General features: G+C 70.4%; 18 protein-coding genes and 1 pseudogene. 15 read left to right on the forward strand and 4 right to left on the reverse strand.

The features are described from left to right. Positions 1–820 (reverse strand): DivIVA domain-containing protein (locus tag E1293_RS25250; RefSeq protein WP_132199940.1); only part of this gene is annotated, 820 nt, incomplete at its 3' end. Positions 821–1081: 261 nt separating this feature from the next. Between E1293_RS25250 and E1293_RS25255 the strand changes: the two genes are divergently transcribed. The 5 genes from E1293_RS25255 (at position 1082) to E1293_RS25275 (ending at position 8411) form a co-directional block, all read left to right on the forward strand. Next, on the forward strand, positions 1082–1603 hold the full coding sequence (locus E1293_RS25255; RefSeq protein WP_132199941.1) for a gamma carbonic anhydrase family protein: 522 nt from the start codon (positions 1082–1084) through the stop codon (positions 1601–1603). A gap of 89 nt (positions 1604–1692) precedes the next feature. Beyond that, complete coding sequence (locus tag E1293_RS25260; RefSeq protein ID WP_132199942.1) at positions 1693–5826, forward strand: hypothetical protein; 4134 nt, start codon at positions 1693–1695, stop codon at positions 5824–5826. A gap of 292 nt (positions 5827–6118) precedes the next feature. Next, on the forward strand, positions 6119–6310 hold the full coding sequence (locus E1293_RS25265) for a hypothetical protein (protein ID WP_341770210.1): 192 nt from the start codon (positions 6119–6121) through the stop codon (positions 6308–6310). A 323-nt stretch (positions 6311–6633) separates the two neighbouring features. Further along, on the forward strand, positions 6634–7251 hold the full coding sequence (locus E1293_RS25270; RefSeq protein ID WP_132199943.1) for a DUF47 domain-containing protein: 618 nt from the start codon (positions 6634–6636) through the stop codon (positions 7249–7251). Further along, positions 7248–8411: an inorganic phosphate transporter gene (locus E1293_RS25275; protein WP_132199944.1), complete on the forward strand. Its 1164-nt coding sequence runs from the start codon at positions 7248–7250 to the stop codon at positions 8409–8411. Before E1293_RS25270 ends, E1293_RS25275 begins: the two co-directional genes overlap by 4 nt. Positions 8412–8466: 55 nt before the next feature. On the opposite strand, the gene E1293_RS25280 is transcribed toward E1293_RS25275, so the two are convergent. Beyond that, entirely contained in the window at positions 8467–10146 is a 1680-nt protein-coding gene (locus tag E1293_RS25280; RefSeq protein WP_132199945.1) for a bifunctional metallophosphatase/5'-nucleotidase, read from the reverse strand. A 199-nt stretch (positions 10147–10345) separates the two neighbouring features. On the opposite strand from E1293_RS25280, the gene mshD reads away from it, so the two are divergent. From mshD to E1293_RS25320, 8 genes are all read left to right on the forward strand, one after another. After that, a complete protein-coding gene (gene mshD, locus E1293_RS25285) occupies positions 10346–11218 on the forward strand; it encodes a mycothiol synthase (protein WP_207939080.1) in 873 nt (290 codons plus the stop codon). 257 nt (positions 11219–11475) lie between these two features. Then, positions 11476–12579 (forward strand): phosphate ABC transporter substrate-binding protein PstS, encoded by a 1104-nt coding sequence (pstS, locus tag E1293_RS25290; protein ID WP_132199947.1) that lies wholly within the window; start codon positions 11476–11478, stop codon positions 12577–12579. A 159-nt stretch (positions 12580–12738) separates the two neighbouring features. Continuing rightward, positions 12739–13719 carry a phosphate ABC transporter permease subunit PstC gene (pstC, locus tag E1293_RS25295; protein WP_424923666.1) on the forward strand — a complete coding sequence of 327 codons (981 nt, stop codon included), beginning with the start codon at positions 12739–12741 and terminating at the stop codon, positions 13717–13719. After that, positions 13716–14633, forward strand: a complete 918-nt coding sequence (gene pstA, locus E1293_RS25300) for a phosphate ABC transporter permease PstA (protein ID WP_424923667.1) — start codon at positions 13716–13718, stop codon at positions 14631–14633. The genes pstC and pstA overlap by 4 nt, the downstream gene beginning before the upstream one ends. Before the next feature lie 35 nt (positions 14634–14668). Continuing rightward, positions 14669–15445: a phosphate ABC transporter ATP-binding protein PstB gene (gene pstB / locus E1293_RS25305; RefSeq protein WP_132199949.1), complete on the forward strand. Its 777-nt coding sequence runs from the start codon at positions 14669–14671 to the stop codon at positions 15443–15445. A gap of 623 nt (positions 15446–16068) precedes the next feature. Next, the gene (locus E1293_RS25310; protein WP_132199950.1) at positions 16069–17199 is read left to right on the forward strand and encodes an EfeM/EfeO family lipoprotein; all 1131 of its coding nucleotides are present in this window, start codon (positions 16069–16071) and stop codon (positions 17197–17199) included. Positions 17200–17209: 10 nt separating this feature from the next. Beyond that, on the forward strand, positions 17210–18406 hold the full coding sequence (gene efeB, locus E1293_RS25315; protein ID WP_132199951.1) for an iron uptake transporter deferrochelatase/peroxidase subunit: 1197 nt from the start codon (positions 17210–17212) through the stop codon (positions 18404–18406). A gap of 32 nt (positions 18407–18438) precedes the next feature. Next, entirely contained in the window at positions 18439–20043 is a 1605-nt protein-coding gene (locus E1293_RS25320; protein WP_132199952.1) for a phospholipase C, read from the forward strand. 310 nt (positions 20044–20353) lie between these two features. Here E1293_RS25320 and E1293_RS25325 read toward each other — a convergent pair. Further along, positions 20354–20932: pseudogene (locus E1293_RS25325) on the reverse strand (transposase family protein); the annotation flags it as partial. A gap of 216 nt (positions 20933–21148) precedes the next feature. Between E1293_RS25325 and E1293_RS25330 the strand changes: the two are divergent. Continuing rightward, the gene (locus E1293_RS25330; protein WP_132199953.1) at positions 21149–22351 is read left to right on the forward strand and encodes an IS110 family RNA-guided transposase; all 1203 of its coding nucleotides are present in this window, start codon (positions 21149–21151) and stop codon (positions 22349–22351) included. Here E1293_RS25330 and E1293_RS25335 read toward each other — a convergent pair. Beyond that, a complete protein-coding gene (locus E1293_RS25335; protein ID WP_132199954.1) occupies positions 22281–22577 on the reverse strand; it encodes a transposase family protein in 297 nt (98 codons plus the stop codon). The genes E1293_RS25330 and E1293_RS25335 overlap by 71 nt on opposite strands. A gap of 242 nt (positions 22578–22819) precedes the next feature. Between E1293_RS25335 and E1293_RS25340 the strand changes: the two genes are divergently transcribed. Beyond that, positions 22820–23703 (forward strand): DUF222 domain-containing protein (locus E1293_RS25340; protein WP_132199955.1); only part of this gene is annotated, 884 nt, incomplete at its 3' end.

The raw sequence follows: 23703 nt of genomic DNA on the forward strand, positions 1-23703 counted from the left end.
GCGGTGCGGCCGGTGCCGCGGGGGCCGCCGGAGCGGGCTTGGCCGCGGCGGGCGCCGGCTTCGCGGACGGCGCGGGCTGCGCCGGCGGGGCCTGCTTGGCCTGCGGACGGGACGGCGGGGTCTGCCGGACGGCGTCCTCCACCATCTTCTCCAGCGGCCCGGCCTCGTTCTCGGCGGTGAGCAGCCGGTGCAGGGTGTCGCTGATCTCGGTGAGCCGCTGCAGCGCCTGGGTGTGGTTCTTGGTGAGCGAGGTGAGCCGCTGCGTCGCGCCCTCGTTGATCACGCCGGCCCGGCGCTCGGACGCGGTCAGGGTGCGCTCGGCCTCCAGCCGGGCGCTGGTCACCGTCTGCTCGGCCTCCTGCTTGGCGCTCGACAGGACGCTGTCGGACTCCTTCTTGGCCCCGGCGAGCATCGTGTCGGCCTTCTCCTGCGCCTGGCCGAGGTTCTTGTCGGCGTGCGCGCGGGCGTCGTCGATGATGCGCTTGGACTCCTGCTCGGCGTCCTTGCGGATCTCGCTCCCCGTGGCCTCGGCCTCGGCGACCTTGTCCTGCGCCTCGTCCTCGGCCAGGTTGATGATCTGCCGGAGCCGGTCGCTCAGGTCGTCGCCGGTGGGCTTGCGGGCCTCCCGGACCTCGGCCATCTCGCGGCGGATCCGCTCGACCTCGTCCTGCGCGCGGGCGAGCCGCGCCTCGAGTTCGCGGTGCTTCTGCTGGGCGCGGGCGATGTAGTCGTCGACCTGGCGGCGGTTGTAGCCGCGCATGACGATCTCGAAGGACTCTTCTTGGAGGAGGTTCGGCAGGATTTCGGCTTCGTTGCTCATGATGCCTTGGGGGGTCGTCGACGGGATCGGGACCCCGTCAGGGTCGGTTGAGTCGGCTGCGATCCTCACCCGCCGGTGAGCGGCCCACGGTGGGGAGACGTCAGGATGACTCTCGTCCGGTCCACCCCGTTCGCGCAACCGGAATGCGCTTCTCGCTGCGGTTTCTTTCCCCGGGCATGCGCGGGTTCGCCCGGACGTGCGCGACAAACTATCCAATGTCCGGAGAAATTGCTCGGCCAGGGTCGGGCTACCATCGGCGCCATGAGCTACCTGGGGACGCTGGGCGAGGACCGGCCGGACATCGATCCCACCGCGTGGGTCGCGCCGGGCGCGGTCGTCGTCGGACGGGTGACGCTGGGCCGCGCGTCCAGCGTCTGGTACGGCTCGGTCCTGCGCGGCGAGGACGAGGACATCGTCGTCGGCGCCGAATGCAACATCCAGGACCTCAGCTGCCTGCACTGCGACCCGGGCATGCCCGCGATCCTGGAGGACAGGGTCAGCCTCGGCCACAAGGCGATGGTGCACGGCGCGCACGTCGAGACCGGCTCGCTCATCGGGATCGGCGCGATCGTGCTGAACGGCGCCCGCATCGGCGCCGGGACGCTCATCGCGGCCGGCGCGCTCGTCCCGCCCGGCAAGAAGATCCCGTCCGGGGTGCTCGTCGCGGGGACGCCGGGCAAGATCGTCCGGGAGCTGACCGACGACGACCGGCTCGTCCTGGAGCACACGCCCGCCGTCTACGCGCAGAAGGCGGAGCGGCACCGCGCCGCCCGGTGGCAGTGACGTCAAGGTCCGATTGAGGCCGCGCTGACCTGGGAGGACGCGGCTCCCGGGCCGGTCAGGGGCACCTGCGCCGGGTTCTGCTGACTACCATGACCATCGTGGTGTGGGGACCGGGCTATGGCAGTGCTCCGCCGCCCAGCCCCCAGCGGGGCCAGGATCCGTTCACGGAGGCGGAGCGCGACACGAGGGCGATGGTGGCCGCCGCATGGTGGCCGTCGGCGCCTCCGCAGCAGCGCCATCATGCCATCGGCGGCCGCATGCTCGTCCTCCCGGACGGGACGTGGTGGCTGTTCGGGGCGTGGGCGCGCTGGTACCGCCTGCACCCGTCCGACGGCCAGTGGTACCTGTGCCCGCCGCCCCGCGTCCCCGCCGTCCGGATGGCGGGTCGGCCGGCGCAGCAGTCGGCCGGGCAGGTGCCGGTGCTGCCGCCGCACGTCATCCCGGCCGGGCCCGACTTCTCCTACGACCCGCCGTCCGGGCTGCCCTTCGTCGCGCACGGGTTCGCGACCGAGCTGACCGCGCGGGTCCGGTCGACCGTCGAGTCGGCCGCCACGCTGCCCGCGCCCGACTATCCGCACTGGTCGCGTGAGTTCACGAACGAGACGCCGTCCACCGTCGTCGTCGCGTGGGGCGTGATGCTCTGGTGCTCGGCCGCGCCCGCGTTCGACGCGCGGCTGGACGCGCAGATGCTCGACCTGTGGAAGCCGTACCGGGCCAAGTCCCTCCCGGACGTGGACGGCCCGCGCTGGCTCACCCCGCCCCCCTTGGAGTCGCTCGTCGCGCTCTACTCCGAGCGGCTGCGGGCCAGCCGGGTGGACGCCGCGGTCGTCGTGCTGCGGACGATGTGGGCCGTCGCCAGCGCGCTCCGCGACGACGTCCGGTTCCAGATCAGGGCGGACGCGCTGCTCGCCATCCTCGGCGCCACGCTCACCAACCCGACCGTCGACTACGGGGCGCTGCCGTACGGGGACCAGGCGATCGTCCAGCAGTGGCTCACACGGTGCCCGCCCAACCTGGTCCCGGCGCTGCGGAACGAGAGCTCGCCGGGCGACAACTTCCGGCACGCCTTCTACACGTTGAGCGAGCTCATCGCCGGCCTCTCCGGAGACCCCGCCGAACCGGCCTACATCGAGCCCCGGCTGGTGGCCGCCGCGCTGCTCGCCGCCGACCTGGACGTCGTCCGCAAGGACATGGTCGGCACCATCGTCCCCTGGCTCGATCCCGAGATCCGCTACACGGTGCAGGCGGTGTCGGAGCAGAAGGGCCACCCGCTGCGCCGCCTGTGGCCGCAGGACATGCGGCTTCCGGAGCCGCTGCGGTCCGCCGCCGGATCGGGGCCGGGCGCCGAGTCGCTGCTCGCCTCGATGTACGAGGTCGACCTGGCGTGGTGCCGGCTCGGCGGCATGCCCGCGCGGCCCCGCGGCTTCCCCGTCCCGACCGCGGTCATCGCCGGGATCATCGGACGCAACCGGGCCCGCGCCACCGCCGCCGCGCCGACCAGCACGCCGCCGCCCAACCCGGCGCCGCCGCAGCCGTCCCCGTTCGGCATGCAGAGCCAGCCGGGCATCGCCCCCGGGGCGCTGCCGCAGGGCGGCCCGTCCGAGCCGGACCGCCCGTTCGTCCAGCCGCCCGCCCAGCCCGGCTGGGAGAACGCGCCCGGGCCCGGCGGCGCGCAGCCGCAGATCCCCGGCCAGCAGGCGGTGTCCCCCGGCTTCGCCTCCCCGGACCCGATGATGGGCGGCCACTCGCCCGCCGAGGAGGAGAAGGACGAGGGCGGCGCCGCCCCGCCCTACACCGAACTCGGCTTCCAGCGTGGCCCGGCGGCACAACCGGCGCCGATGCAAAGCGCGCAGCCCGCCCCGATGCAGAGCGCGCAGCCCGCGCCGATGCAGAGCGCGCAGCCCGCGCCGATGCACAGTCCACAACCCGCGCCGGGCCAGAGCCCCGCCCCTGCGCCGATGCAGAGTGCCCAGCCTGCGCCGGGCCAGAGCCCCGCGGCCGTGCCCGGGCAGGGTGCCCAGCCTGTGCCGGGGCAGAGCCCGGCGCCTGCGGCGGCACAGAACGCCCAGCTTGCGCTTGGGGGGCACGAGGCGAATCACGCGCCCGGCCCTCAGCAGGAGCTCGGCGGCTTCTCCCCTCAGGAGGAGGAGCAGCACGACGAGAACTTCGTGCCGCCCTACACGCAGCTGGGCTACCAGCCTGCCGGGGCCGCCCCGCCGGTGCCCCAGCCGAACGTCCAGCCGAACCCCGTCGCGCCCCTGCCCGACCCGCAGCCGCAGCAGCAGCCGTTCGACCCCTACGCGACCCGCGTGGAGGCCGAGAACGCCTCCCCGCAGGCCGGTCCGCCGCAGCCGAACCAGCCGCCCGGCACGCGCGTCCTCGGCCAGGGAGACCTTGAGGACGACGCGCCGCCGCCCGTCCCCGCAGGCCCGCCCGGTGCGAGCCCACCCGGGCCGGGCACGAAGGTCATGTCGAAGACGATGGTCGGAGACTTCGACTTCCTGGACGACACGCCGTCGCCGGAGCAGCCCGTCCACGAGATCCCGCCGCCGAGCGACCGCAGCACCCGCCGCGTGCTGGAGCGGTTCGGGTTCGGGTTCGTGTACGGGGAGCACGACGCGTCGGTGTTCCTCGGCGACCTGAAGGCGCAGGCCGAGGAGTGGAACGCACCGGCGGGCGAGGAGGCCGAGGCCACCCGCGTGGACGGTGCGCCGAGCTCTTTGCGCTCCGGTGTCCCGGGCGTGCTGCTGGTCGGCAGCCCGCACTCGGGGCAGCGGCGGCTGTCCCGCATGATCGCGCTGACGCTGGCGAACGCCGGGATCGGCGACGGGTCGATCCGCGCGCACGACGCCGAGGACGCCGGCAACGGGCCGCCCGAACGGGTCGGGCAGCTCCTCGGCCAGCCGGGCCCGGTGATCCTGTTCGAGCGGCTGGACGTGGCCATCGACAGCGCCCCCGACCCGGTCGCGGTCGTCGGGGCGGTGCGCCGCGCCCGCCGCGACCCGGTCAACACGACGCCGGTGATCGCGACGTGCGAGCCGCGCGCGTACAAGCGGCTGCTGCAGGACCATCCGAAGCTCGTGCAGGCGTTCCGCGTCCACCGGATGCCCGACTTCAGCGACCTCGACAACCGGATGACGCTGCTGCACCTGCTGGCGGACGAGCGGCGCGTCACGATCGGGGCGTCGGCGCTGGAGGTCGTCCGGGCCGACCTGGAGCGGCTGCGCGGCCCCGGCGACCTGGTCAACGCGCGCCTCGTCGAGGCCTACCTGGACCAGGCGGCCCAGCGGAACATGGAGCGCGCCGGGGCGTCCCACGACCGGCTCGTGCTGACCCCGGACGACCTCGCGGGCGTCGCCGAGGGGATCGAGCCGGCGCTGCGCCCGCCCGGCGACATCGACGGCTACCTGCGGCAGCTCGACCAGCTCACCGGGCTGGAGGACGTCAAGGCGGCGGTGCTGGAGCTGGCGGAGGAGGCGGGGCTCGCGGCCGACCGGGCGCGCTACGGGGTGTCCGGCGGCGACGCGCGGCACCTGGTCTTCACCGGGCCGCCCGGCACCGGCAAGACGACCGTGGCCGGGCTGGTCGGCGGCATCCACGCCGCGCTCGGGCTGCTGGACTCCGGGCATGTGGTGGCGTGCCGTCCCGTCCATCTGGCGGGACGGGACCGGGTCGACACCGAGAACCGGGTCGCGGGCATGGTCGACCAGGCGCTCGGCGGGGTGCTGCTCATCCAGGAGGCGAACCTGCTCGACCGGGCCCCCGCCGTCGTGGCCGAGCTGCTCGGCCGCATGGACCAGGGCCCCGGGAGCCGGCAGAGGGCCCGGTTCATGGTGGTGTGCTCCGGCCCGGCGGCGGAGATGGAGGGCTTCCTCGCGGGGAACCCGGCGTTCCGGGCCGAGTTCGGCCGGGTCATGGAGTTCACGCCGATGGGCGACCGCGAGATGGTCCGGCTGTTCCAGGGCTACGCCGAGCGCGATCTCTACATGCTGGACGAGGAGCTGCGCGTCGAGCTGCTGAACCGGTTCGGCCTGATGCGCGACGACCCGCGGTTCGCCTACGCGCGGACCGTCCGGGCGCTGTTCGAGCAGACGGTGGCGCGGCAGGCGGCCCGGCTCGCGGGCGCCGACGTCAACGCGGCGACGGTGGCCCGGCTGACGGCCCGCGACCTGCCGGAGACCGCGCTGGAGCAGCTGCTCGGCGAGTTCCACCAGGGGCGCTGAGTTCCATCAAGGGCGCTGAGTTCCATCAAGGGCGCTGGGCCCTCGCGGCCGGAGCCCCCGCTATCACCCGGGAGTCCCGATGGCAACGGGACACACGCATCAGACGGACATCACCGGGGAAGGCTAGACAGTCCGGGGAATCGACGCCGGGACCGACGGCGGCGGAGGCCGGGGAGGTCGCGGAGGTGCCCCGGACGGAGGGGGTCAGAGTGACCCTCGAATGGCCCTCTTGGGTCATGTGCCCGCCGGGGCCGGACGCGTAGCCTCGACTTGGGTGTGGGGACGAACGGAGGTGGACGCGGTGCGCCAGAACCTTGATTTGCGCGTCCACGACCGTGTTGCGCTGGACGAGATCGAACTCTATGCCGAGATGCTCAGTGCGGTGGCGGCGGCGGAGAAGCCGCTGACCGTCGCGGAAATCGACATGGTGCTCGGAGTGCGGTCCGACGAAGCCGGTCGTCGCGAGCTGACGCCACAGGATTGAACCACCGCTAGCCGGGGACGCCGATTCGGGGCGTCCCCGGTTCGTCTTTTCAGGCGCGTCCCAACCCGGTGCGGACACCGCGGAACTGTAAGGAATATCACTCCTGACCTCCGCCGGAAGCGCCCGCCGCCGTCCCGCATCGCCTGAACCGGCGGGCGTTCTCCAGATAGGGGCGTTCCCGAGGGGTATGTACCTCCTGATCTAGGGCAACCTTGTAGGTGAGAGGATGGCGGACACCAGCCGAAGCTGGGGCAAAGGTTCTTTTTACGGCTGGTAGCGCCTACGATCCTCTGCGGACTGTTCCGGCACATCAGGAGAACGACGTGCGCTTGCGTCTCACGCCGCGTGAGGACAGCTTCTACGACATGTTCGCCGACTCGGCGAACAACCTGGTCACCGGCGCCAGGCTGCTCGTGGAACTCATCAGCGACGGCGCCGACCGTGCCGCGATCGCCGAGAAGATGCGCGCCTGCGAGCATGCGGGCGACGAATGCACTCATGCGATCATGCGCCGGCTGAACGAAACGTTCATCACCCCCTTCGACCGCGAGGACATCTACCGGCTGGCCTCCACGATCGACGACGTCATGGACGAGATGGAGGAGGCCGCCGACCTCGTCGTGCTCTACAAGATCGACGAGTTCCCCAAAGGCATCGTCCACATGGTCGAGGTGCTGGAGCGCGCCGCCGAGCTGACCGCCGAGGCGATGCCGCGGCTGCGCTCGATGAAAGAGCTCAACGAGTACTGGATCGAGATCAACCGCCTGGAGAACCAGGGCGACCAGGTCTACCGCAAGCTGCTGGCCCAGCTGTTCAGCGGTGAGTACGACACGCTGACCGTGCTGAAGCTGAAGCAGGTCATCGACCGGTTGGAGGACGCGGCGGACGCGTTCGAGCACGTCGCCAACACGGTCGAGACCATCGCGGTCAAGGAATCATGAGCGCTGCCGAGGACCCCGGCGAAATCCTTGTCCGGGAGCCCGTGGCGGACGCTCCGGAGACGCTCGGCGAGCAGGCCACCCGCCGGGTGACGAGCCGTGCCTGGCTCCTCCTCCTGGCGGGCATCCTGGTCGTCATGATCGCCGGGGCGCTCGGCCTGCGCTCCGACGCGCAGATGGCCGTCCTGATCCTGGTGGTCATCGTGTCCCTGGTGTTCGACTACACCAACGGGTTCCACGACGCCGCCAACGCGATCGCCACGGCCGTCTCCACCCGGGCGCTCACCCCGCGGGTGGCCCTCGGCATGGCCGCCGCGATGAACATGATCGGCGCCCTGCTGGGCGTGGGCGTCGCCAAGACCATCAGCGAGGTCATCACCCCGCCGGGCGGCCTGCACGGCCTCACGGTCGTCGCCGCCGGCGTCCTCGGCGCGATCACCTGGAACCTCATCACCTGGTACTTCGGGCTGCCCTCATCGTCCTCGCACGCGCTGATCGGCGGCGTCGTCGGCGCCGGGCTGGCCTCGGCGTCGGCCGTCAACTGGCACAGCGTGGTCGACAAGGTCGCCATCCCGATGGTGGTGTCGCCGGTCGTCGGGTTCTGCCTCGCCTACCTCGTGATGGTCGCCATCCTGTGGATCTTCCGGCGGTCCAACCCGAGCCGGGTCGGCCGCCGCTTCCGCATCGCGCAGACGATGTCCGCCGCGTCCCTCGCCCTCGGCCACGGCCTCCAGGACGCGCAGAAGACGATGGGCATCATCGTCCTCGCGCTGGTCACGACCGGGCACTCGGACGGCAGCACGGTCCCCTGGTGGGTCATCATCATCTGCGCGGGCGCCCTGTCCGCCGGCACCTACGCGGGCGGCTGGCGCATCATGCGCACGCTGGGCCGCAAGGTCATCGAGGTCGACCCGCCGAAGGGCTTCGCCGCCGAGGCGACCGCCTCCATCGTCCTGTACGCGACCGCGTTCATCTGGCACGCGCCGATCTCCACCACCCACACGATCACTTCGGCGATCATGGGTTCGGGCGCCACCAAGCGCCTGTCCGCGGTCCGCTGGGGCGTCGCCGGCAACATCCTCGTCGCCTGGGTCCTCACCATGCCCGCCGCCGCCGCGGTGGCCGCCCTGGTCTACTACCTCGTCCACTTCTTCGGCGCGTGAGAGCACGGAACGGCCCGCCGTCCCTGGTGGGGCGGCGGGCCGATGTCGCGTGGGGTTATTGGCCGGAGATGCGGTCGAGCGCGGGCGGGGTCACGGTGCCCTGGGCCTCGAAATAGGAGACGAAGGTGTCGAGGTCGATGGCGCCCAGGACCTGGCCGGTGCCCTCGGTGAAGACGGTGAAGCCGTCGCCGCCGCCGAGGAGGAAGTTGTTCGCCGCGACCTTGTAGGTGGCGGACGGGTCGACCGGGGCGCCGCCGATGGTGATCGCGGAGACGCGGTCGCCCGCGGCCTTCGAGCGGTCGATGGCGAAGTGCAGGTTCGCCGACGGCTGGAGGATCTTCTCGCCGGCGGACGTCCACTGCTGTTCCAGGAGGGCGTCGAGCTGCGCGCCGGTCAGCGACGTCACGCCCATCACGTTGCTGAACGGCTGGACGGCGAACGCCTCGCCGTAGGTGACGACGCCGTCGCCCTCGGAGCCGCTCGCCGCGTAGGTGAGGTCGGTGCGGACGCCGCCCGGGTTCATCAGCGCGACCTGGGCGCCGAGGTCCTTGGTGCCGGCCAGCTGGGCGTCGGCGATGACGTCGCCGAGCGCCGTCTCACCGGCCCCGGACGGGGTGCGGGTCAGATCGGCGGTGATCTTGCCGATGGGCTTGTCGGCGATCGTGGAGACGCGCTCCTTCCAGGTCTGGACGAACTTCTCCGTCGCCGGGTCCGGCGCGACGTCCCGCGTCACGACGTGGTTGTCGCCCTTGACCGAGGAGCGGACGATGTCGCCGGTCCGCCGGTTCACCTTGAGGTTCACCTCGGTGATCACGCGGCCGAAGGACGAGCCGGAGGAGAACAGCCGCGGGTCGCCCTTCGGGTCCTTCACCGAGCAGATGTACTGCTGGTGGGTGTGGCCCGAAAGGACCATGTCGATCTCGGGATCGGCCTGCTGCGCGATGCGGGTCCCGGCGCCGGGGACGGTGCCGCACTCGTCCGGCCGCTCGTCCGCCTTGACCTGGTCGCCCTCGTGGACGAGCAGCACCATCGCGCGGACGTGCCGGCGCTTCAGCTCGCGGGCCGCCCGGTTCGCGGCGGCGACCTCGTCCTCGAACTTCAAGTCCTTGATGCCCTCGGCGGTGACGATGCTCGGCGTGGTCTTGGTGACGACGCCGATGAACCCGACGCGGACGCCGTTGACGCGGCGGATCGTCCACGGCCTGATCGCCGGCCGGTCGTTCTTCTTCAGCAGGACGTTCGCGCCGAGGTAGTCGAACTCGGCGCCGCGCCACTTGCCGGCGGGCGAGCAGCCGTCGACGGGGTGGCAGCCGCCGTTCTGCAGGCGCATCAGCTCCTGGTAGCCCTCGTCGAACTCGTGGTTGCCGACCGCGGATGCCGTCACGCCGATGTCGCCCATGAACTGCACGGACGGCTCGTCGTGGTAGGCGGCGGAGATCAGCGGCGAGGCGCCGACCAGGTCGCCCTGGGCGACCGTGAGGGTGTCGCGGTCGCGCAGCTGCTTGAGGTGGGCCGCGATGTAGGCGGCGCCGCCGGCGTCGACGGTCTTGCCGTTCTCGTCGATGGCCCGGCCGGAGCTCCCGGACGGCGGTTCGAGGTTGCCGTGGAAGTCGTTGAGGGCGAGCAGCCGCACGGACGCGGTCGGTACGGGGTGCGCGGCGGCGGGTTGCGCGGCCACGCCCACGACCGTCAGCCCCGCCGTGGCGCAGGCCAGGATGGTGCGTCGTCGAGTCATTCTGTGGACGGTAGGTTCGCCCGGCATACGGTTCCCGGCGGCTCGATGACGTTTTTGTGACAACTTGAACAGGGTCGAGTCGATCACCCCCTTCGTCCGGCCCTGTTCGTCGGGCCCTGTTCGTCGGGCGCCGCTCGTCGGGCGCCGCTCGTCGGGCGCCGCTCGTCGGGCGCCGCTCGTCCCGCATAGGGTGGGGGCCGTGAGTGAGCTGCGGGCGCGCGGGACGCCGGGGGACGGTGAGGTCGCCGGGGCGCTGGCGCTGGCCGAGGCCGCGGCGGACGCCGACGGTGTGGGGCCGCTGTCCGAGCACGCGCTGCTGGCGCTGCGCGGCGGCCGGCCCGGGCTCGCGATCTCCGAAGGCGGCGTGGTCGTCGCCTACGCCCATGTCGACCCGGCGACTGAGGAGGAGCCGGCGGCGGGGGAGCTGGTCGTCCATCCGGAGCATCGGCGCCGGGGCCACGGGCGGCGCCTGCTGCGGGCTCTGAAGGACGAGGCCGGCGGGCCGCTGCGGGTGTGGGCGCACGGCGATCTTCCGGCCGCGGCGGCCCTCGCGGAGTCGGAGGGGATGGCGCGGGTCCGCGCGCTGTTCCAGATGCGGCGCCCCGCAGCCGGGCCGCTGCCCGAAACGCGCGTCGCAGAAGGCGTCGCACTCCGCACCTTCGAGCCGGGGCAGGACGAGGAGGCGTGGCTCAAGGTGAACGCCCGCGCCTTCGCCGACCACCCCGAGCAGGGCGCCTGGACGATGGCCGACGTCCGCGAGCGCGAAGCCGAGGAGTGGTTCGACCCCGCCGGCTTCTTCCTCGCCGAGCGGGACGGCCGGCTCGCCGGGTTCCACTGGACGAAGACGCACCCGGGCGGCATCGGCGAGGTCTACGTCGTCGGCGTCGACCCGGACGCGCAGGGCCTCGGCCTGGGCCGCACCCTCACCCTCGCGGGCCTGCACCACCTGCGCGACACCGGCCTCGACCAGATCATGCTCTACGTGGACGAGTCGAACACCGCCGCCGTCCGGCTGTACGAGTCGCTGGGCTTCACCCGGTACGCCGTCGACGTCATGTACGGCGCCTCCTAGCGTGCGGTTCGGCCCCTGTACGGGCCCTCGACCCCGATTTTGGGCTTCTGAGCTGCGCCGTTAACCCGGCGTCCATGCCAAATCGGGACATTCTTCTTAGTCGTGCTCGTCCCCGTTCATCTGTCGTTCATCCGGAGCGGGGCGGCTGGTCACCTCGCCTGCCTAGCGTCGCATTCGACGGCGAACCCGCCGTCCGGCCGACGTGGGCGCGGGCGGCTCGGGGGAGCCGCCCGACCAAACTAAGAGGAGACCCTCCGGTGAAGAACGGTTCCCGACTCGCCGCCCTTGGCGGTGTAGTCGTAGCGGGGGCGCTGGCCCTCTCCGCCTGCGGGAGCGACGACAACAACTCGCCGGGCTCGGCCGTCGCGCCCTCCGGTGATATCGACTGCGCCAAGGCCAGCGTCAACGCGGCCGGTTCCAGCGCGCAGAAGAACGCGGTCGAGGAGTGGACGAAGCTCTACGCGTCCAAGTGCGCGGGCGCCAACCTGAACTACCAGCCGAGCGGCTCGGGTGCGGGCATCCAGGCGTTCACGAGCGGGCAGGTGTCGTTCGCCGGCTCCGACTCGTCCCTCAAGCCCGAGGAGGCCGCGGCCGCGCAGAAGCGCTGCCAGGGCAACCCCGCGCTGAACCTGCCGATGGTCGTCGGCCCGATCGCGGTGGTCTACAACGTCCAGGGCGTGGACGGGCTGAAGGTGTCGCCCGAGACGCTCGCCGGCATCTTCGCCGGCAAGATCAAGACCTGGAACGACCCGGCGATCGCCAAGGAGAACGACGGCGCGAAGCTGCCGTCCGACCCGATCAAGCCGATCTACCGCTCGGACGAGTCCGGCACCACGGACAACTTCACGAACTACCTGCACACCACCGCGCCGAAGACCTGGACGTGGGAGAAGGCCAAGAAGTGGCCGAACTCCACCGGCCAGGGCGCGCCCAAGTCCGACGGCGTCACCAGCCAGGTGAAGAGCACTGCGGGCTCGATCTCCTACGTCGAGATGTCGTACGCGGAGACCAACAAGCTGCAGACCGCGCACGTGAAGAACGGCGCCGGCGAGTACACCGAGCTGTCCCCGGACAGCGCGTCCAAGGCCATCGCGGGGGCGAAGGTCGCCGGCACCGGCAACGACGTCGCGCTGAAGATCGACTACGCGACCAAGGAGCCGGGCGCCTACCCGATCGTCCTGGTCACCTACGAGATCGCGTGCCAGAAGGGGCTGCCCGCCGAGCAGGCCGGGTTCGTCAAGTCCTTCCTCACCTACACCTCCAGCGCGGACGGCCAGAAGATCCTGACCGGCAAGGGCTACGCGCCCCTGCCGCAGAGCGTGCTGACCAAGGTCCAGGCGTCCGTGAAGGCCCTGTCGTAGTGAAGGCCCTGTCGTACGAAGGCGCAGTCGTAGTGAAGGCCCTGTCCTAGTGAAGGCACAGTCCTGACAGCGGACGACGGAACGCGCCGCCCCGCCGCCGACTCCTTCGGCGGCGGGGCCGACGCGGCTTCCGCCGACATGATCGAAGGAGGACGTCCCGTGACGAGCGAGACCGGCGCCCGGACGGCGGCCGCCGCCCGGCGCCACGCCGGCGGCGTGCGGATGGGCACCGGCCGGGCCGGCGACAGGATCTTCGTTTCGGCGGCCCGCGGCTCCGGCATCGCGGTGCTGCTGATCATGGCCGCGATCGCGGCGTTCCTCGTCTGGAAGGCCATACCGGCGCTCCAGGACAACAAGGCGAACTTCCTCACCGCCGAGGAGTGGAACCCGAACGCGACGCCGCCGCGGTTCGGCATCGCCCAGCTCGCGTTCGGCACGGTCGTGTCGTCGCTGCTGGCGATGCTGATCGCGACGCCGGTGGGGGTGGGCATCGCGCTGTTCATCTCCTTCTACTCGCCGCGGCGGCTGGCCTCCGGCCTCGGCTACGTCGTCGACCTGCTCGCCGCCGTGCCGAGCATCGTCTACGGCCTGTGGGGCCTCGCCTTCCTGTCCCAGCACATGGAGGGCATCAGCAGGTTCCTCAACTCCGTGCTCGGCTGGATCCCGCTGTTCGGCGGCGACTCCCCGGGCAAGAACTCGATCTTCACCGCGTCCGTGGTGCTCGCGATCATGATCCTGCCGATCATCTCGTCGATCTCCCGCGAGGTGTTCCTCCAGGTCCCGCGGGCCAACGTGGAGGCCGCCCTCGCGATCGGCGCCACCCGCTGGGAGATGATCCGGATGGCGGTGCTGCCCTACGGCCGCTCCGGCATGATCGGCGGCGCGATGCTCGGCCTCGGCCGCGCGATGGGCGAGACGATCGCCGTCGCGATGGTGCTGACGTTCGTCCCCGGCATCAACGTCCACCTGCTGGAGAACGGCGGCGCGACGTTCGCGTCCAACATCGCCAACAGCTTCGCCGAGGCGTCCGTCACCGGGCGCGGCGCGCTGATCGCCTCCGGCCTGGTGCTGTTCGTCATCACCCTGCTCGTCAACATGGCCGCCCGCGCGGTCGTCGCACGCCGGAAGGAGTTCGTGTGACCACGCTGTCGACCGGCAGAGGCCCTGCCGGCAAGGCGGCCGGCCCGAGCCTGACCTCGGTGTCGGCCGGCCGCAAGGTCAAGGACCGGGTCGTCCAGGGCCTGGTCTACCTGGCGTTCCTGCTGGCCCTCGTCCCGCTCGTGTCGGTGCTGTGGACGGTCGTCGTCAACGGCGCCAAGCGCCTGGACCCGACGTTCTTCCAGTTCTCCATGAACGCCGTCAGCGGCAGCGACAAGGGCGGCGGCGCCTACCACGCGATCATCGGCACCCTGGAACAGGTCCTGATCACCAGCCTGATCGCCGTCCCGATCGCCGTGCTCACCGCCATCTACCTGGTGGAGTACGCCGGGAACGGCCGGCTCGGCAAGCTGATCAGCTTCACCGTGGACGTCATGACGGGCATCCCGTCCATCGTCGCGGGCCTGTTCGTGCTGGCGCTGTGGCTGCTGACCTTCGGGTTCGACTACTCCGGCCTCGCCGGGTCGCTCGCCCTGACGATCCTGATGATCCCGACCGTGGTGCGCGCCACGGAGGAGATGCTGAAACTCGTCCCGAACGACCTGCGCGAGGCGTCCTACGCGCTCGGCGTGCCGCGCTGGCGGACGGTCTGCTTCGTCGTCCTGCCGACCGCGATGACCGGGATCGTCACCGGCGTGATGCTGGCCGTCGCCCGCGTCATGGGGGAGACGGCGCCGCTGCTGCTCACGATCTTCTTCACCAAGGCGATCAACAACGACCCGTTCACCGGCCCGCAGGCGTCGCTGCCCACCTTCATCTGGGAGCAGGCCGCCGACCCCAGCCAGAACTCGATCGACCGGGCCTGGACGGGCGCCCTGGTCCTGATCGGAATCATCATGCTGCTCAACCTGGTCGCCCGGTTCGTCGCCCGGCGCAAGGCCCCCACGGGCCGCTGACCCAGCTGACCCGGCCGACCCAGAGAAGGGAAACCATGGCCAAGCGGATCGAGATCTCCGGGCTGCACGCCTACTACGGCGGCGTCCACGCCATCGAGGACATCTCGATGACCGTCGAGCCGCGCTCGGTGACGGCGTTCATCGGGCCGTCCGGCTGCGGCAAGTCCACGTTCCTGCGCACGCTCAACCGGATGCACGAGGTCATCCCGGGCGCCCGCGTCGAGGGCAAGGTCATGCTGGACGACGAGGACCTGTACGACTCGTCCGTCGACCCCGTCGCGGTGCGCCGCGTCGTCGGCATGGTGTTCCAGCGGCCCAACCCGTTCCCCACCATGTCGATCTACGACAACGTCGCGGCCGGCCTGAAACTGAACGGCGTCCGCCGCAAGTCCCGCCTCGACGAGACCGTCGAGGAGTCCCTGCGCGGCGCCAACCTGTGGAACGAGGTCAAGGACCGCCTCGGCAAGCCCGGCGCCGGCCTGTCGGGCGGTCAGCAGCAGCGCCTCTGCATCGCCCGCGCCATCGCCGTCCAGCCGCAGGTCCTGCTGATGGACGAGCCGTGCTCGGCCCTCGACCCCATCTCCACCCTCGCGATCGAGGACCTGATCGAGAAGCTGAAGACGCAGTACACGATCGTCATCGTCACCCACAACATGCAGCAGGCCGCCCGCGTCAGCGACCGCACCGCCTTCTTCAACATCGCCGGCACCGGCAAGCCGGGCAAGCTCATCGAGATAGACGAGACCAGCAAGATCTTCGCCAACCCGGAACAGAAGGCCACCGAGGACTACATCACAGGCCGCTTCGGCTGAATTCTTGGCCTGCTGTGTTCATGGCAGTCCCCTCCTCCTTCGGGCCTGGCGGCCCTCCATCGTCGGGTACTGCGGGCGATCGCTGCATCGCTCCGGCTCGCCTGGGGGGCTCGCTGCGCGATCAGGGTCTCGCTTCGCTCGCCCCCGCCTTCGGACGCGATCGCGCGGCCTTGGGTTGTCGCGTGGTTGCGGTGGTGGCTGAGGTCGCCGCGCTGGCGGTGCGGGCGCTGGCACGCCGCCGCAGCGTCACCGGCACACCGGCACGGGCGGTCGCAGTAGTGGGTACTGCTTTGTAATTTCGCTTGGTGCGGTGCTTGGTGCGGTGCTTGGCGTTGGCTTGTGGGTTGAGGGGCCTGTGTAGCCGTCGATGGGGGCGGGTGAACTTCACCGCCCTCGTCCATCGCGGCCTTCGTGCTGGTGGGCTGTACGGATTCCGGTACCGGCGCGCCGATTGTCCAAGTGGAGCGGTAGTGGGGGGGTTGCCGTCCGCGATCGTTCCGACTCGCCGTGCGACGAAACCCTTGCCGTCGGCGCCTGGGTGAGGATGATGGCTGATGTAGCCGTGGATGAGAGGCGGTATGTCCGGTGACGGTGGCCTTGGAGGCCGGGGTCGTCGTGTCTTCTTGCCGCTGATCGTCACGACCGCCGTCCTGGCGGCGGGCTGTGCGCGGGACGGGGCGTCCGGTCATGGCGAGCCGATGGTTCAGGCGGGGCGGGCGCATTGCGGGCAGGGCTGGAGTCATTCGGACGCCGGTACGCAGACGCTGGTCGTTCACAATGGCGACGCCGCCGCGGTCGATGTCACGGTTGTCGACCCGTCGGGTGGGGCCGTCTATGCCGAGCTTGAGGACGTAGGGCCGGGGGCGACCCGGCCGATGCGCGTCAGCCTCGGCGCCGGGACGTATGTCGTCAGATGTCTGCCGGAGGACGCGGCCGTCGTGACCGGGCCGCGCGTTCGGGTGACCGGGTCCGGCGGGGGCGCCCGGGGCGTCCGGCCGCTTACGCGCAATGACCTGTATCCGGCGGTGCGTGCTTATCGGGCGTATGTCACCGAGGGGCTCGGTAAGCTGGAGGCGCGCACGGACTCGTTGCTCGACGCCGTCCGCGCGGAGGACCTGGGCGGGGCGCGGGAGGCTTGGCTGCCGGCGCATCTGGCCTATGAGCGGCTCGGCGCGGCCTACGGGACGTTCGGTGACTTCGCGGACGAGATCGACGGGCGTCCGGCCGGGCTGGCGAAGGGCGTCCACGACCCGGAGTTCACCGGGTTCCACCGGGTGGAGTGGGGGTTGTGGCACGGGGAGTCCGCCGGGTCCCTGCGGGGACCGGCCGAGCGGCTGGCCCGTGATGTGAAGGCGCTGTGGGACGACTTCCCCCGGCAGCAGATCGATCCCGGCGATCTCGGGCTGCGTGCCCACGAGATCCTTGAGAACACGCTCCAGTTCGAGTTGACAGGGAAGGCCGACCAGGGGAGCGGGACGGCGCTCGCTACGGCCGCCGCGAACCTGGACGGGACCCGGGCGGTGCTCGATCCGCTGCGTCCGCTGCTGAAGGGCCGGATGCCGGGGCTGGCCGAGATCGACACCTGGCTCGACCGGACGTCTGGCCTGCTCAGCGCCCAGCACCGGCACGGGGAGTGGACGCCGCTGGACCGGCTGAGCACCCTGGAGCGGGAACGCATCGACGGGGCCGCCGGTGAACTCGTGGAGCGGCTGGCGTCGGTCGCGACCGTCGCGGCGGTTCGGAGATCGTCATGAGGGTGCCGGAGTGAGCGGGCCGGGGCGCAGGTCGTTCCTGCGCGGTGCGCTGGCCGCCGGGGTCGCGGGCGCGGCGGTCCGGGGCGGCCCGGCCGCGGGTGTGGAACGGTCCAGCTCGTTCCATGGCGTCCATCAGGCCGGGATCCTGGACGAGCCGCAGCCCCGCGCGATCGTCGTGGCGTTCGACGTGATCGCCGAGGGGCGGGACGAGCTCCGGGAGCTGTTCCGCGCACTGACGGACCGGGCCCGAGCGCTGACCGGCGGCGGGGCGCCGCCCCAGGCCGGCGTCACCGGGCCGCCGCCCGACTCCGGGATTCTCGGCGCCGACGCCCCCGCGGGCGACCTCACGGTGACCGCGTCGGTCGGGGCGTCACTGTTCGACGACCGCTTCGGCCTGGCCGGGCGCCGTCCCGCCCGGCTGACCGGGATGCGGACGTTTCCGAACGACGACCTCGACTCCGCCTGGTGCCACGGCGATCTGCTGCTGCGGTTCGGCGCGTCCGACGAGGACACCGTCCTGCACGCGCTGCGGGACGTCTGCCGGCACACGCGCGGCGCCATGCAGATCCGGTGGCGGACGAACGGCTTCAGCAGCCGGCCGCGTCCGTCCGGCACACCCCGCAACCTGATGGGCTTCAAGGACGGCATCGCCAACCCTGACGCTTCGCGCGTCGCTGACATGGACCGCCTCGTCTGGGTCGCGCGGGACGGCTCCGAACCCGGCTGGACGGCCGGCGGGACGTACCAGGTCGTCCGGCTGATCCGGATGCTGGTGGAGTTCTGGGACCGGGTCGGCCTCGCCGAGCAGGAGCGCATGTTCGGCCGCAACCGCGAGACCGGTGCGCCCCTCGACGGCACGCGGGAGCGGGACGTCCCGCGCTACGCCGAGGACCCGATCGGCAATGTCATTCCGCTGACCAGCCACATCCGGCGCGCGAACCCGCGCGTCGCCGACACCGAGGACAGCCGGATCCTGCGCCGCGCCTGGAACTACGACCGTGGCGTGGACGAGGCCGGGAACCTCGACATGGGGCTGGTCTTCACCTGTTTCCAGCAGGACCCGCGGCGCCAGTTCGAGGCCGTCCAGGAACGGCTGGAGGACGAGCCGCTCACCGACTACATCTCTCCGTTCGGCGGAGGCTATTTCTTCACACTTCCGGGTGTCGTGGACGCCTCGGACCACTTCGGCAGGGCATTGCTCGTGTAGGGCGTTGCTTTCGTAGGGAAGAAGGAGGAGGCATGCGCAAGCTCACAGCTACGGCCGCATCGGTGGTGACGGTCGGTGCGCTCGCGGCCCTGGGAGCCGGCTGCGCTTCCGGAACGGGCGGCGTCGCCCGTCCCGCGCGCACGCCGGGAAAGCCCGCGTCGACCCGGACCCCGATCAAACACGTCGTGGTCATCTACGGGGAGAACATCTCCTTCGACCACTACTTCGGGACGTATCCGAAAGCGGCGAACACCGACGGAACGCCATTCCATGCGGCGAAGCACACACCAAAGGTCGACGGGCTGACCAAGGGGCTGCTGAAGCACAACCCCAACCGGTACAACCCCAAGCGGCTCAGCCCGTCCCAGGCGCTCACCTGCGACCAGAACCACGGCTACGGCGCCGAGCAGCAGGCCGTCAATGGCGGCCGCATGGACAAGTTCGTCGAGTTCACCGAACATGACAAATGCACTGGGCAGCCGATCCTGTTCGGCGAACCCGGCCTAGTCATGGACTACTTCGACGGCAATACCGTCACCGCCATGTGGAACTACGCCCAGAACTACGCCATGAGCGACAACTCGTGGGACTCGGTCTTCGGCCCGTCCACTCCCGGCGCCCTCGACCTCATCTCAGGCCAGACGCACGGCGGCTACGCGGTCGACCCGAAAACGCACAAGAAGGTCTCCGACCCGTCCGTGGTGGCCTCCCCGGACGGAAACGGCATCGGGACGGTCATCAACGACCCCGATCCCGCCTTCGATGACTGCTCCGGCAACAACCACACGTCCGAGAACAACCTCGCGGTGATGACCGGCCGCAATATCGGCGACCTCCTCAACGCCAAAAGCGTCACGTGGGGCTGGTTCGAAGGCGGCTTCCGTCCGACCGGCACGAAGAACGGCTACAAGGTGTGCGGCGCGGCCCACGCCAACATCGGCAAGAACCAGGTCATCGACTACAGCCCGCACCACGAGCCGTTCCAGTACTACAAGTCAACGGCCAACGAGAAGCACCTGCCGCCGTCGTCAGTCTCGGCGATCGGCCGCACCGACCAGGCCAACCACCAATACGACCTGACCGATTTCGTCGCCGCCCTGGCCGCGCACAGCATGCCCGCCGTGTCGTTCCTCAAGGCCCCCTCCTATCAGGACGGCCACGCCGGCTACTCCGACCCCCTGGACGAGCAGAAGTTCGTAGCGTCCACCGTCAACAAGATCGAGAAGTCCCCGGAGTGGAAGTCGACCGCGGTGGTCCTCGCCTACGACGACTCGGACGGCTGGTACGACCACGCCCGCCCGCACATCACCAACGGCTCGAACGACCCCGCCCAGGACCAGCCCGCATGCCGCCGCGTCCAGGCGTCCGGCGGCTACAAGGACCGCTGCGGCCCCAGCCAGCGCCTCCCGATGATCGTGATCTCCCCGTACGCGCAGGTCAACCATGTGGGCCACCGCGAGCTGGAGCAGACGTCGATCATCCGCTTCATCGAGGACAACTGGTCCACCGGCCGGATCGGTGACGCCTCCTTCGACGCCCGTGCCACCACCCTGGCCGGACTGTTCGACTTCCGCCACCCGAAGGCCGATCGCCTGCTCCTCACCCCTGACACAGGCGCCGTCATAGGCGGCTCCTGACCACCATCGCCACGGTCGTGTTTCGGTAGTTCGTGCTCGCGTTTACGAGTGTTCGTGTGTTCGGTGAATTGTGGTGGGGGCGGCGCTGCGTACGGGGCCGCCCCTCCAAAGTCAAGGGCGCTTCGCGTCGCTTCGCGATGGGACTCCGTCCCACCCTTGACTTTGGAGCCTCTGCGGCCCCTGAGTGCAGCTTTCGTCGGGCAGGCTCCGCCTGCCCTCTGCCCGACGCGCCGCCCCCACCCCTCCAAGAGGGTCACCGGGAAAGTAGGGTCACCCGGAGTCCGTCCATAAAACCAACACTGAACCTTTTTCAACGTGCGTTGAGCTCGCGGTTCTGGAGGACGTGGATGGCCTTGGCCAGGTGACCGGCCCGGTGCGGGCAGCAACGTAGCTTGGTCAGGATCTTCCAGTTCTTGAGCTGCGCGTTCGCTCGTTCGCCCGGTCCGCGGAGCTTGGCGTGGGAGTGGTTGGCGTCCTTGAGCGACTCGGGCTTGTCCTTGCCCTTGTAGGGCGTCTTGACGTGCGGGCCGGCGCCGACGTATCCCTTGTCGGCCGGCACCAGGAACCCGGCGGCGGCCAGCGCGCGGACCAGGCCCCAGATCCTGGCGGCCTTCAGGTCATGGACCGAGCCGGGCAGCGGGCCCGACACCCACACGATGGTTCCGTCCGGTGAGGCGATCACCTGTAGATTCATGCCGTGCTTCTTGTGCTTGCCAGAATAGAAAGGCCGGTCGGCCGCTACGCGGTCGATCGGGATGAGCGTGCCGTCCATGATCAGGTAGAGCAGCCCGTCCTTGCGGGCCTTGGCCAGTGCCCGGCTGAGTTTGGGTGATCGGGCCGACAGCAGCGCTACGGTCTCGTTGACGTAGCGCCCTACCGTTGTGAATGAGCCCGATGGGTTCCTTTGGGACTGGATGATCGGGTGGTGCGGGTGCGGCAGGGATGGCTTACGTATCGCTGTCTTTGATGGCTTGCTTGGCTGTGCCCCCTGCCTCGCCCTGCTTCTTCCTGACCGCTGGATTAGGCACTGCGGTTGATCGCTATGTAGGGCGGAGTCGGCGGGGAGAGGCTGCACTTCCATCGGATCGACGAGAGGAACGTGCTGGTGGGCGTGGTCGTGGGAATCGACGTTGCCAAGGAGGTCCACTGGGCTGAGATCAAGATCGCTGAGGGTGGGAAGGTGGTGTCCAGCCACCGGGTGGACAACACTCCGGAGAACGTCAGCGCCCTGATCGGCGAGATCAAGGACGTTGAGGTCGAGCACGGGCCGGCGCTGGTGGGTATCGACATCCTGGGCGGGATCGCCTCGTTGCTGCAGACGATGATGCTGGAAGCCGGCCTGGTGGTGGTCCACGTGCCTGGGCTGGCGGTCAACCGGGCTCGCCGTGGAACCCGCGGCGGTGAGAACAAGAGCGATCCGAAGGACGCCAAGGTCATCGCCGACCAGGTGCGGATGCGGGACGACCTGCGTCAGGTCGCAGCCACGCGCGAGGAAGACGTCGAACTGCGGCTGCTGACCGCGCGGCGCGCTGAGCTGGTGGAGGACGCCAGCCGGCGAGCCAACCGGCTGCGGGCACTGCTCAACGCCATCCACCCGGGCCTGGAGCGGCACGTCGAGGTGACCGGGAAGACCTGGCTGCACCTGCTCACCCGCTACGTCACTCCGGCCGAAATCCGAGCGGCCGGGCGAACACGCGTCCTGGCTCACCTGCGCAAACTCCGGTGGGTCAAGGACACGGTCCTGATCAGGATCACCGAGACGGCCGTGGGCTCCGCGCAACGACAGCGGGTCAGCATGCCCGGTGAGAAGGTCACCGCCGAGCTGGTCAAAGAGACCGCGGCAGAGGCCCTGGCCGCCCGCGACCGCCTGGCCGCGCTCGACAAGCGCATCCAGGAAACCCTCGACCGCCATCCCGACGGGGCGCTGGTCGCGAGCCTGCCCGGCATGGGCCCCATCATGACCGCGGAGTTCCTCGCCGTGACCGGCGGCATCAGCCGTTTCGCCACCGGCGATCAGCTCGCCGCCGCCGCAGGCCTGGCGCCCGTCCTCAAACAATCCGGCAAGAGCCGCCACCTGCAACGCGCCCGCTCCGGCGACCGCGCCCTCAAACGGGTCTTCTACCAGTCGGCGTTCTGCGCCATCGGACACGACCCCGCCAGCACCGACTTCTACCGGCGCAAACGAGCCGAAGGCAAGAACCACCAGCAAGCCGTACTCGCCCTGGCCCGACGCCGCGTCAACGTCCTGCACGCCATCCTCCGAAAGCGACACCCCTACAGCACCGACTACACGCCCGCAGCGGCTTGACAAAGCCATTAGGCAGCCAGGCGGTGCTGGTCCCGACCCCAAACCCGCCGCCGAGTTGCGCGAACGTCTCCCCGTTCTTCAGGTAGGCCAGCGTCATCAGCGCCTGCATGCCCGCCGGCAGCGCCCGGCCCTTGCTGCCGCTCTGCTTGCGGTGGCGGCCGACGACGCCGGTCACGTACTGCAGGGTCTGACGCGACAACGGCAGCGAAGAACGATAGAAAAGCATAGGAAGCCTCTGGTGGGGGCGGTGGGTTGTGAGAGATCACCCGTCCTACCAGGGCTTCTTTATGTCTCCGGGTCCGCCGCACCGTCCGCGATCATGCTGTGATCACCCCGTCCCCCGACGCTGGTGAAAAACGTTCACTGAAACGACATTCTGCTGAGTGGCCGCTCCGACTATCTCCACGGTGACAAAATGCAGGCCGGATTACGGTGCGAAGCCGGAGGCCGATTCGATAATATGTTCGCATGAGTTTAGTCGCGGTCGACCTCGACTCGGCGTCCACCATGGAATTGGTGCACGCCGCGTCGGTGATCGCCGCCGAACTCGCCCGCCGTACGCCACCGGAATCGGCGGCGGCATGCATGGAACTCACCGAAACCCTCACCGCCGCCACCGACATGCATGAGGCCGCCCTGTCCGGCCTCATCGAGATGGTCGAGCGACACAAGGAAGTGCAGCGCTGGGGCTTCCCCTCCACCCGGTCATGGCTGCGGTCCCGGCTCGGCATGCGCGAGTCCCGCGCCAAGGAACGCCTCACCCTCGCCCGCCAGTGGCACCGACTCCCCAAGGTCACCGAACGGTGCACGACCGGTGACCTGTCATTCGGATACGCCGCCACCATCGCCGACGCCGTCACCCGCCTCAACGATGACGACTGCGCCCAGGCTGAAGACATCCTGCTCGACATGGTCGACCAGGACTTCTCCGCCGGAAAGGTCGCCTCCTTCGGCAAACGGATCCGCGACGTCATCGCCGAACGCGACGGCACCGAACGCCCCGACACCGACTCGCGGCGCGGCTACGAACGGTCCTGGATCGACTCCACCCGCTCCCTGGACGGCGGCCGCTACATCAAAGGCTGGCTCAACCCCGAAGACGCCGCCATCTGGGATGGCACCCTAGCCCCGCTGGCCAAACCCGCCGGAACCGACGACCACCGCGACCTGCCCGAACGCACCGCCGCCGCCCTCACCTCCGTACTGGCGGGCGGGCACCGCGCCACCAAAGTCACCGTCATCTGCGACCTGGACACCCTCACCGGCGGTACCGCACCGGCCCGCCTCACCGACGGCACCTCCATCCCCGCACCCCAAGCACGCCGCATCGCCCTCACCGCAGGCGTCTCACC

The sequence above is a fragment of the Actinomadura darangshiensis genome (genome assembly GCF_004349235.1).
GTDB lineage: Bacteria > Actinomycetota > Actinomycetes > Streptosporangiales > Streptosporangiaceae > Spirillospora > Spirillospora darangshiensis.

Bases quoted from the DNA above. Each gene is read 5' to 3' on its own strand.
- E1293_RS25255 (WP_132199941.1), top strand. From the start codon at position 1,082: ATGAGCTACCTGGGGACGCTGGGCGAGGACCGGCCGGACATCGATCCC.
- E1293_RS25260 (WP_132199942.1), top strand. From the start codon at position 1,693: ATGACCATCGTGGTGTGGGGACCGGGCTATGGCAGTGCTCCGCCGCCC.
- E1293_RS25275 (WP_132199944.1), top strand. From the start codon at position 7,248: ATGAGCGCTGCCGAGGACCCCGGCGAAATCCTTGTCCGGGAGCCCGTG.
- E1293_RS25280 (WP_132199945.1), bottom strand. From the start codon at position 10,146: ATGACTCGACGACGCACCATCCTGGCCTGCGCCACGGCGGGGCTGACG.
- pstB (WP_132199949.1), top strand. From the start codon at position 14,669: ATGGCCAAGCGGATCGAGATCTCCGGGCTGCACGCCTACTACGGCGGC.
- E1293_RS25320 (WP_132199952.1), top strand. From the start codon at position 18,439: ATGCGCAAGCTCACAGCTACGGCCGCATCGGTGGTGACGGTCGGTGCG.
- E1293_RS25335 (WP_132199954.1), bottom strand. From the start codon at position 22,577: ATGCTTTTCTATCGTTCTTCGCTGCCGTTGTCGCGTCAGACCCTGCAG.